This window comes from Nocardia carnea, from assembly GCF_029869215.1.
Lineage (GTDB): Bacteria > Actinomycetota > Actinomycetes > Mycobacteriales > Mycobacteriaceae > Nocardia > Nocardia carnea_B.
The window spans coordinates 1-4,218 of the sequence record NZ_JARWPM010000007.1 but is presented as its reverse complement, the minus strand read 5'-3'; the positions used below and the strand labels follow the sequence as shown (position 1 = coordinate 4,218).

Sequence of the window (4,218 nt, the reverse complement as noted above, 5' to 3'; positions counted from 1 at the left end):
CCGGGGCCCCCCCGCGCCGCGCGGGGGGGCCCCCCCCCCCCCCCCGCCGCCCGGGGGGGCGGCCCCCCCCCCCGGCCGGGGGTGGACCCTATACGGCGACGACCGGTGCCGGCGGCGAACCGGACCCCCCAACCGGCCCGGCGGCCGGGAGACCGGCCGCCGGTCCGACCGTGTTCACCGATAGCGGAGACCAGAAATCATGACCGTGCGCCCCCGATCCACGCGATGGCTCCGGCTGGTCACCGCGCTGGCCGCGGTGGCCGGGATCGTCGCCGCGGCCGGCTGCGCGAACCTACCCGACGCCTCCCAGCCGCAGGCCCTCGGCACGATCGACCAGGAACCTACGGAGGAGGGGCCGCCGGCCCCGACCAAGAATCGCGACCCGGACCTGCTGCTGCGCGATTTCCTGCAGGCCACCGCCGATCCGGCCGACGGTCATCTGGCGGCCCGCCAGTACATGACCCCGGCCGCGTCGACCCAATGGAACGACGAAGGCTCCCACGTCATCGTCGAACGCGCGGATACCCTGCGTGAATCCCGTTCGGAGAACCAGGCGACGTACGTCTTGCGCGCCCGTGAGGTCGGCGAACTCGCCGAGGACGGTTCGTACCATGTGAGCGACGGGATCATCGAGCACAAGATCGAGATGACCCGGGTCGACGGCGAATGGCGGATCGACGAACTGCCCGACGGCGTGGTCATGGATTACTCCGCCTTCACCCAGTCCTACCGGCGGCACGCGCTGTACTTCGTCACCGCGGACGGCCGGCATGTCGCCCCGGATCTGCGCTGGGTCTCGGTACGTCCGGACGATCTCACGCGCCGGCTGATCGATATGCTGATCGCCGGACCCCAGCCCTATATCGCCCCGGTGGTCCGCAACTATCTGAGTTCGCCGGTGGCCGTGCGCGGCGCCATCACCAAGGCCAACGGTGATCCGGTGGGGGTGGGGGTCGGCCTCGGCGGCGTCCGGATCGATTTCTCCGGTCTCGGCGAACTGTCGCCGCGAGACCGTGAACTGTTCGCCGCCCAGGTGGTGCTCACCCTGTCCGCCGCCGATGTACTCGGCCCCTACATCCTGCTCGCCGACGGCCGGCCGCTCGACGACCGTTTCGCCGACGGCGGCTGGTCGGTCACCGATCTGGGTGCCGTCGCCGAATCGGTCCGGCCGGAGGCGCCGCTGCCGCTGCATGCGCTGCGGGACGGGGCGCTGGTGGAGGTCGAGGCGAACCGGGGCCCCAAACCGGCGCCCGGATATTTCGGTACGACCCAGAACCTGCAGTCGGTGGGCCTGTCCGCGGACGGGAAACGGGTGGCGGCGGTGGCCGACGCGGGTCGCGAACCACCGCAGCCGCAGCGCACCCTGATGGTCGGTAGCTACGGCGGTGATGCCTTCCCGGTCGACGAGGGCGGTTCGATCACCCGTCCGTCGTGGACCGCCGACGGTAACGCCGCCTGGGCGGTGATCGACGGCAACCGGGTGATCCGCGCGGTCACCAACGGGGAGACCGGCACGGTATCGGTCCAGGGCGTGGACACCGGCCAGTTGTTCGAGGGCGAGCCCACCTCCCCGTTCGAGGCCCCGATCACCGAGCTCCGGATCTCGCGCAACGGGGTGACCGCGGCATTGATCGCCGACGGGAAGGTGTACATCGCGATGGTGCTGAGCCGCCCGGACGGCACTTTCGCGCTCACCGCCCCGCGTCAGATCGCCCTCGAACTCCCCACGACCGCGACCGCGCTGGACTGGTACAGCGACGATACGATCATCCTGGCCGGCAGCGGCACGGTGGACCCGGTGCGCACGGTGAAGATCGACGGTTCGGGTATGTCCTCGCTCGGTGGCCGCAACCTCACCCCGCCGGTCCGCCAGGTCACCGCCTCCGTCGAACGCCAGTATGTGGCGGATTCGCGGGCGGTCCTGGAGCTGACCCGGACACCGGAGGGCGGCGACCCCTACTGGCGCGAGGTTCCCGGTCTCGGCGCGGACGCCGTACCGGTACTGCCCGGCTGACGCCACCGTCCCGAATACCGCCGCGCCGGCCGTGATCGCCGGCCGGCATCGCGGTGTCTGTACGGCCGATCCGACATTCCGGCGCCGGGCAGGAGACGCGCCGACACCACCATGCTGCATCTGATGCTCCGGAGCGTTGAGCGGCCACCCCGCGGAAGTCCCGTATCGCGGCCCTGTCTCTCGGCGGGGGTGCGGCACGGCGGTTGGTGCCGGCGCGAAACGACACCCGGCCTCGCGTGCATGACAGCAGGTTCTGCGCAGGAGCGTCTCGGGCCTGCCTGCTCCCTACCGTGCCGACGGGGAATGCGCGGCCCCAGGTGGGTCGGGTTCTTCAGCACCCGGCGCCAATAGAACCGCGGTACCGAACTCCCCGGCCGCTGCTTCGTGGGTCTGTTCTCCTGCCGGTATATGTCGGTGCCCGGCGGCACACTCGCCGGCATGGGGACACTCCTGGATCTGGTCCTGCCGCCGGAATGCGGTGGTTGCCGGCGCCCCGGAACACTGTGGTGTGCCGGCTGTGCGCGGACCCTCGAGGGCCCGCCGGTGCGAATTCGTCCGCGTAACGATCCGGGGGTGCCGTGCTGGGCGCTGAGCCTGTACCGGGGGCCCGCGCGGCAGGCCGTGCTGGCGGCGAAGGAGCGGGGCAGACGTGATCTCGCCGGTCCGCTGGGGCGCGCGCTGGCCGCCGGACTCGCCGAGTTGCGGACACCCGGCCGCCCCTTGATGCTTGTACCTTCGCCGAGCCGGCGGGTTTCGGCCCGGCGGCGCGGCGGCGACCCGGTGGTGCGATGTGCGCGGTCCGCGGCCCGGTCGCTGGACGGTTGCCAGGTATTACCGTGTCTGCGAGTCTGGTGGGGAGTCCGCGATTCGGCCGGCCTGTCGGCGCGCGAGCGCGAGCGCAATCTGCGCGGGCGGGTGTGTGCTGTCCCGCTACCGGCCGCGGCGGCGAAAGCGCAGGTCGTCTTGGTCGACGATGTGCTGACAACAGGGGCCACGGCGCAGGCGTGCGTCCGGGCCCTGGCCGCAGTCGGCACATACCCGGATTGCCTGTTGGTGGTCTGCGCGGCGTGAATCCCCCGAAATTTGCGTGAACAGTGGCGAACGTTGCGGCGGCGTACTACCGTCGCGTTCACACACCCCGTTCCGGGAGTTTGGAGGTGGGCCTGCGACCCGAATGCCGGCCGACTGATGGGACGCGGCCGGCAACGTTTCATCCCGCCGCACGCGTCGGAAGTGTGCGGCCAGATCCGGGAGGTACGCGTGACGACATCTTCACGACCTTCAGTTCAGGACACAGCCCAGCCGCAGCTGGACGAGCTCGACCGGCCACGAGAAACCCGCGCGGATATTGTGGTGAAGGGCCGCAATGTCGAGGTCCCCGACCATTATCGAATCTATGTGTCGGACAAGTTGTCCCGGCTGGAACGTTTCGATCCCTCGATCTTCCTGTTCGATGTGGAACTCTTCCACGAACGCAACCGTCGTCAACGCAAGAACTGCCAGCGGATCGAGATCACCGCCCGCGGTAAGGGCCCGGTGGTCCGTGCCGAGGCCTGCGCGGATAGTTTCTACGCTGCTTTCGAGGCGGTGACGGCCAAACTGGAAAGCCGGCTGCGCCGCACCAAGGACCGCCGCCGGGTGCACTACGGCGAGAAAACCCCGGTTTCGGTGCACGACGCCACCGCCGATCTGGCCGAGGACGCCCTGCCCGGCGATCTGCCCGGGGCCGCTCACGATCATTCCCCGCACACCGCGAAACGGGCGGATTTCGCCGCCGATTACCCCGAATACGAGGGCCCCGGCCATATCGTGCGCACCAAGGTGCACCCGGCCGTGCCGATGACGGTCGACGACGCGCTCTATCAGATGGAGCTGGTGGGCCACGATTTCTTCTTGTTCCAGGACAAGGAAACCGATCGCCCGTCGGTGGTGTACCGGCGCCACGCGTTCGATTACGGGCTGATCCGGCTCGCCTGACGGAGCAGAGTCACCGAAGCCCCGTCACCCATGCGGCCGTCGCAACGCGGGCGGCGGGCACAGGAGGCTACGCCACCGGGGGCCGCGGCTGAAAGGGGACGGGCGGCGTGCTCGATGTTGCGGGTGCGGGTGCCGCAGCGCGGCGACAAGAAGGCCCTCGCCGAGACCGTCACCCGCAATGCCACCGAGGCCCTCGCGCAGCACAAACTCCGCCGGGCCGGCGATCT

Annotated in this window: 3 protein-coding genes and 1 pseudogene; all 4 read left to right on the top strand. The window is 70.3% G+C overall.

The features are described from left to right. The first annotated feature begins 199 nt into the window (after positions 1 to 199). Entirely contained in the window at positions 200 to 2,014 is a 1,815-nt protein-coding gene (lpqB, locus tag QH276_RS00105) for an MtrAB system accessory lipoprotein LpqB (protein ID WP_280397136.1), read from the top strand. Between the two features lie 438 nt (positions 2,015 to 2,452). After that, complete coding sequence (locus tag QH276_RS00100; protein ID WP_280397137.1) at positions 2,453 to 3,085, top strand: ComF family protein; 633 nt, start codon at positions 2,453 to 2,455, stop codon at positions 3,083 to 3,085. Between the two features lie 189 nt (positions 3,086 to 3,274). Further along, entirely contained in the window at positions 3,275 to 3,991 is a 717-nt protein-coding gene (gene hpf / locus QH276_RS00095) for a ribosome hibernation-promoting factor, HPF/YfiA family (RefSeq protein WP_432278557.1), read from the top strand. Positions 3,992 to 4,102: 111 nt separating this feature from the next. Further along, positions 4,103 to 4,218 (top strand): annotated as a pseudogene (locus tag QH276_RS35405) (hypothetical protein); the annotation flags it as partial.

Bases quoted from the DNA above. Each gene is read 5' to 3' on its own strand.
- lpqB (WP_280397136.1), top strand. From the start codon at position 200: ATGACCGTGCGCCCCCGATCCACGCGATGGCTCCGGCTGGTCACCGCG.
- QH276_RS00100 (WP_280397137.1), top strand. From the start codon at position 2,453: ATGGGGACACTCCTGGATCTGGTCCTGCCGCCGGAATGCGGTGGTTGC.